This window comes from Bradyrhizobium sp. LB14.3 (assembly GCF_040547985.1).
Lineage (GTDB): Bacteria > Pseudomonadota > Alphaproteobacteria > Rhizobiales > Xanthobacteraceae > Bradyrhizobium.
In genome coordinates this window covers 37,215-43,214 of sequence record NZ_JBEPQT010000038.1, presented here as the reverse complement: position 1 = coordinate 43,214, position 6,000 = coordinate 37,215, and the positions used below count along the sequence as shown (strand labels likewise).

At 59.5% G+C, this 6,000-nt stretch carries 5 protein-coding genes; 4 read left to right on the top strand and 1 reads right to left on the bottom strand.

Going from position 1 to position 6,000, the window contains the following annotated elements; genetic code table 11:
* Window positions 1-531 (top strand): 3-hydroxyacyl-CoA dehydrogenase family protein (locus ABIB00_RS35470; RefSeq protein ID WP_354107561.1); only part of this gene is annotated, 531 nt, incomplete at its 5' end.
* Window positions 532-678: 147 nt separating this feature from the next.
* A complete protein-coding gene (locus ABIB00_RS35465) occupies window positions 679-1,563 on the top strand; it encodes a beta-keto acid cleavage family enzyme (protein ID WP_354107560.1) in 885 nt (294 codons plus the stop codon).
* A 376-nt stretch (window positions 1,564-1,939) separates the two neighbouring features.
* Here ABIB00_RS35465 and ABIB00_RS35460 read toward each other — a convergent pair.
* Window positions 1,940-3,126, bottom strand: a protein-coding gene (locus ABIB00_RS35460) for an IS3 family transposase (RefSeq protein ID WP_247350894.1) whose coding sequence is annotated in 2 segments (ribosomal slippage) — window positions 1,940-2,874 and window positions 2,874-3,126 — 1,188 coding nt in all. Because the reading frame shifts where the segments join, the coding sequence is not laid out codon by codon here.
* A 500-nt stretch (window positions 3,127-3,626) separates the two neighbouring features.
* Here ABIB00_RS35460 and ABIB00_RS35455 point away from each other — a divergent pair.
* A complete protein-coding gene (locus ABIB00_RS35455) occupies window positions 3,627-4,697 on the top strand; it encodes a dipeptidase (RefSeq protein ID WP_354107559.1) in 1,071 nt (356 codons plus the stop codon).
* A gap of 556 nt (window positions 4,698-5,253) precedes the next feature.
* Window positions 5,254-5,637 (top strand): RidA family protein, encoded by a 384-nt coding sequence (locus ABIB00_RS35450; protein ID WP_354107558.1) that lies wholly within the window; start codon window positions 5,254-5,256, stop codon window positions 5,635-5,637.
* The last annotated feature ends 363 nt before the right edge of the window (window positions 5,638-6,000 follow it).

The following is a 6,000-nucleotide window of genomic DNA, read 5'->3' as shown; positions in this document are numbered from 1 at the left end:
CCGTTCAATCCTCCTTATCTCATTCCCCTGGTTGAGGTCGCCGGTGCAACACACACCAGCACAGAGGCGCTCGCCGCTGCGGAGGCGTTTTATCAGTCGATCGGGAAAATCGTGATCCGCATGGACCACGAGATTCCCGGCTTCATAGCCAACCACCTGCAGGCTGCGCTGGAGCGGGAAGCAATGCACCTGGTTGCTGAGGGCCACGCAACACCCCAGCAGATCGACGCCGCAGTGGTGCATGGTCTCGCCCCGCGCTGGAGCGCAATTGGCCCCTGCATGGTGCGCAACATGGGAAATCCCGCCGGAATCGGCGCGTATTTCGAGCGCTTTTATCAGGGTAGCGAACCGTCTCTCTCTCACGTGAAGCCGCCAGAGTTCACGCCCGAATTCATTCGGGCCATGGAGGAGGGGTGCCGCGCCATGTCCGGCGACCGCAGCAGGACCGAACTTGCGGCGGCGCGCGACAAGATGGTGATCGAGATTCTCCTAGCGCAGCGCCGCGAGGGACTGTCGAGCCACGGGATCTGAACGATCACGGCCAACGATGGGCGCCTGTTGCGATGCATAATCCTGGCAGGCGCCGTCGCGATGGCGCTACCACCACTTCGGCGAAAACGATCTCCCTAGCCTTCGCCCTGCGGATCGTATGGAAGAGTATCAACACAGGAGTTGTTAATGTCAGAGAAGGTTATCATCACGTGCGCTGTGACCGGCGGAAATTCAGCCGTTGTTGCGAAACACCCAAAGATTCCCATCACCCCATCACAAATCGCCGATGCGGCTCTAGACGCTGCGAAGGCTGGGGCGGCGGTCGTTCACATTCATGTCCGCGACCCAGAGACCGGAGCCCCATCGAATCGGTTTGACCTCTATGAAAAGGTCGTCAAGAAGCTTCGGGATGCATCCACCGACGTCATAATCAATTTGACGAGCGGAATGGATGGCGAACTGGTGCTCGATTCGATCGAGCCGACAAAGATTGGCGGAACAAGTACACTAAAAACGCCCTTGGGGCGCTGTCTTCATGCCGTCAAACTTCAACCTGAGATCAGCAGCTTGGATTGCGGCACGATGGCGTTCGGGGAACGCATATTCGTCGCACGTATGTCGGACCTGCGAGAACTCGCCAAGCTCATGCGAGAAGCAGGCGTGAAGCCCGAGTTGGAATGTTTCGATCTGGGCCATATTGAAACTGCCAAGAGACTCATATCGGAACAACTGATCGAGGCGCCGCCGCTTTTCCAATTCTGTCTCAGCACAGGCTATGGCGCGCCCGGCGTTCCAATCGCTCTCCAGGCCATGCGAGAAATTCTACCTCCGGGCGCCGTCTGGGGTGGATTCGGCTGTGGTCCAGACGAAATGCGAATGGTCGGACAGTTGGTCAACATGGGCGGCCACGTCAGAGTGGGATTAGAGGATAACATTTATCTTCGACGTGGCGTGCTCGCCTCCAACGCCGAACTCGTCGAAAATGCGGTTGGCATCATCGAGCGCATGGGCGGCAGCGTCGCCACACCTGCTGAGGCGCGGGTAATTCTTGGTCTCAAGAAGCGCGGTTGAACACACGAGGTCCGGCATGGCTTATCCCGTGCCGGATCGACTAGTCAGGCGGCACGACTATCAAAAGGGACACTTTCGCCTCGAAAATTGCCATGACACGCGCGAGTTGGATAGATGGCTTGGAGCCTATCTTCACGGTGGGCGTGCTATGATGAGCAGCCTAGAGTCGTGCCTCTCTCACCGTCAGCAACCCCTCTAAGGCTCTGAAGGCCGCATGCGCCACAGTTTTCGCGTGTTTCATCGATCCTGAAGTGAGCAGCTTGTATTCCGGCAAAAGAAAGCGAGACTCCGCAGAAGTCCACCACCAAAGCAGAACAGATGCAGCTATTCATCCTGGATTTTCCTTAAGGTGCCTCAGTGACCTGCCTCCGAAGTTTCATCCAGTGGCGATTAGAGCCTCAGCGGATGTTACGCCGTTTGGCGCGGGGTGAGCAACGTGCGATCGGCGGAGCTGGTCGGGGTTGCGCAGCCGGTCGCACGTTGCGGTGAGGTTGGCGGCATAGGCCGCAGGCGTCAGGTAGCCCAGCGAAGAATGCGGGCGTTGGCTGTTGTAGTCGGCGGCCCAAGCGGCAATTCTGGCCCGGGCGTGATCGAGGCCTAAGAACAGAGTTTCGTTGAGAAGCTCGTCGCGCATCCGGCCGTTGAAGCTTTCACAGAAGCCGTTCTGCATCGGCTTTCCCGGTGCGATGAAGTGCCAGGCGATCTGGTGGTCTTCCGACCAGGTCAGCATGGCGTTGCAGGTGAACTCGGTGCCGTTGTCCGAGACGATCATGCCAGGCTTGCCGCGACGGGCGATCAGCGCCGTCAGTTCGCGCGCCACCCGCCGTCCCGGGAGCGAGGTGTCGGGGATTGCCGCCAGGCATTCCCGGGTCACGTCATCGACGATGTTCAGGATCCGGAAGCGGCGACCACTGGCGAACTGGTCATGGACAAAATCCAGCGACCAACGGGCATTCGGCCGAGCCTCGACCAGGATTGGCGCCCGAACACCCACCGCGCGGCGGCGGGTCCGGCGCTTGCGGACGCTGAGGCCTTCCTCCCGATAGAGACGGTAGATTCGGTTTAGCCCGGACGGCTCGCCATGTTGGCGCAGCAGGACGAACAGCCGGCGATAGCCGAAGCGCCTGCGAGCATTGGCAAGCTCGCGCAATTGGACGCGCAGTTCGGTATCCGGCGGCCGGCACGACCGATAGCGGATCATCTTGCGGTCGGCGCTAACGATTGAGCAGGCCCGCCGCTCTGACAGGCCCAGTTCGGCCTGCAGATGCGCGACAGCCTCGCGCTTGGCGACGGGCCCTACCATTTTTTTGACAGAAGCTCGCGCAACGCGGCGGCATCCAACATCTGCTCGGCCAGTAGCTTCTTCAGCTTGGCGTTCTCGTCCTCAAGCTGCCGCAGCCGCTTGGCCTCCGAAACGTCCATCCCGCCGAATTTGGCCTTCCAATTGTACAGCGTCCCTTCCGAGATGCCGTGCTTACGCGCCAAATCGGCCGCCTTCGCACCGGCCTCATGTTCGCGCAGCACACCGATAATCTGTTCTTCCGTAAACCTGGCTCGCTTCATCTGTCCGTCCTTCAGAAGGCCGGACTCTAACTTCAACCGGAGGAAATCGGCAGGGGCAGGTCATCAGCAATACCACGTACGGCAAGACCGATCGACGAGCATTTGGTTGCGAATGAGAAATCTCGATTCAATCGCCGAGACACCTTGCGGGCTGCGGCTATGGCGATTCCAGCAACCGCTCCATTCACGACGACCTTTGCCAATCCCGCGAATGTGGTCTCGGCTTGCCGCCAGGCGCCCTGATGCCAAGATCAATCTCGACCACATCGGGAATCGTTGGCTGGCACGGCGGGTCCAGTGATCTTGCTCAAAGGCAACGTGATGACGTGCGTGTCGGCAACCGTCGCGTTCGGCGGGACCTATGCTGATCTTCTGCTGCCCGAAAGCATTTTCCTTGGGTACTCTTTTCGCGCGCATGGCCCGGTGTTTTCGCCTGGGATCCCAGAGCAGACTCGACACAATCCCAGTATCCAACTGTTGCGTGCATAGCGGAGAGAACGATGGATGACGCAAGTCACCCGGATCGACTGGAACAGATCCATCAGCAGACAGTATTCGTCGACGTGCATGCCCACCCGAGCGGGTTCTGCTGGCCCGGCGTGCCGCGCATAGGGTCCGACGAGATCGATCGATATCGCCGTAGCCTGATGGACCTCGTCGTCTGCAGCCTCGTGGGCGACGCGACGTATAGCTGCGTGAAGCGCGACGAATCCGGCCAATATCCCCCCGGGTCCGGGGCCGCTTTCCGGGGTCGGTACCGCCCCAAGCCGGGGGAGGCTTTCGCGCTCGACCTTGATCGGCTATCGGCGATCCTGAAGACGATTGAGGACGTCGACGCTGTCCTTGCGGACAGCCCGGCGGCTGTGCGAGCGGCCAAGCGCGAAGGGAAACTCGCGTTGCTGCCGGCTCTAGAGGGGGCAGACAGTCTGGAAGGGATCATCGACAACCTGCACGAGTTCCACCGGCGCGGTTTGCGACTCCTCCAATTGGTCCACATGCGTGCGAACGAAGTCGGGCACGTCCAGACATTCCCATACTCACCTGGGGGCCTGACCCCTTTTGGGCGCGAGGTCGTGCGCGAGTGCAATGAACTTGGGATGGTCATCGACCTGGCACATGCCAACACCGAGATCATCATGGACACCCTCGCGCTCTCCTCCCACCCCATGATCTGCAGCCACACTGGCGTTCGGAGCCTCTATAACGGGCAAGAACAGACTGGCTTTGATCGCTTTCTGGCGGACGAAGAAATCCGGGCCATTGCGGCCAAGGGCGGTGTCATTGGCATGATCCTCGTCCGCGAGTGGATGCCTCGCTTGAGTGACCTCGTGCGCCACTGCAATCACGTCAGGCGGCTCGTCGGCATCGATCACCTCGGCATCGGCAGCGACCTTCTCCGCGAGGTGGGAGGTGCTTTCCCGCCCGAATACATGTTTGAATTCGGCGAAGAAGCGAACTTCCGTGTCATTGCTAATGGCTTGTTGGCGGAGGGCTACTCAGTTGAGGAAGTGGGGAAGGTGATGGGCGGCAACTTCTTCCGCGTCTGGGAGCATGTGGCTGGGACACACTGACCTGGGAATCTCCTACAGTTGATGCACGGGTGAGACGCTCGGTCCGCTGTGGAGAGGGTCCTGATCGCGATCGAGCGCCCGCTCGTAATCATTCTCACGCTAAGCAGGAACGCCGATTACGCGATTGTGCACATCTAGTCCCTTCATCTGCTCACCTGTTCACACGCGCGACCCGCCAGTCCAGACTTTTCAAAGACTGGTGCGAGTGTCCGTGACGATGGGACGATCCGACTCGCCGCACGCGTCGGTGAGTTCGGCCGCTCGTTGCGCGCCGCGGTTAAGACGCCAAGAAACACTGGGTCTGTCGAGTTGCGCGCCGCTGACGCGGTCACAGGCGCCGGCGCCAGGCAACGGCTGATGCTCTGCCTGAGCGACTTTTCGCGACGTTGCGTCGTAAAGCTGCTCAGACAGCGCAAGTACGTTCGAAATGGCTCGACAGCGATCAAAGCTCGGTGAAAATCTGCGCGACGATAAGATTAGCATTCCTGCAAGCTTATCAGCTCCTCTTAGTTTTTCGTATGTCGAGTGTCGACAGTTAGGGAAAGGTAACGGCCAAATGGGTAAGCAGATTCCTTGTAGCCCAGCCCGTTGGGCTGGCGATTTGTTGAATGTGGCGGGCCAATTGGGTACTGCGCCCGGGGGGCTCGTAACCGCCGACGGTGACCGGGCGGCGCAAGTTGCTGCACAGACCCGGCAGGCACTAAAGAATCTCCTGGAGATCGTTGAGGCTAACGGGCTCACCTCCGCAGACATTGTCAAGGCAACCGTTTATCTGGTGAAGTGGAGCGATTACGAGGCGATGCACGCCGAATACACAAAAGTGTTCCCTTCCTCGACGGACGACAATCCGCCGGCTCGAATGACGATGGCCGTACATGAGTTGTGGAATGGTGCTCTCGTTGAGATCGATTGCTGGGCTTACCGGAACAGGGCGCGGTAAGAGATCCCGCCCGATCACATAGCGGCCGGCGAGTTAAAGGGATCGAGCACGCCTTCATTGTCGGGGCCAATCGTCCTAAACCGACCGAGGCTGAAATTTCCACTCACAAAATCGAACACATACGAACTTGCGCTAACCGTCCTGCTCGGCTCCCGTGTTCACGATAACGTTCTATGAGGCCCAGCTAGCCAATGTCGGCCGAGTCGCCCCAGCGTACAAACCGAAGCGCCTATCAAAAGCACCTTTGGCCGAGGCTGCTATTGAAGTATCAGGCCTATGCGAGGACAAGCTGAGCGGGAGACCTATGAATGAGTAGGGCGAGAGTCCAGAAAATCGATCAATAGCGCCCGCAAGTTTTACTCA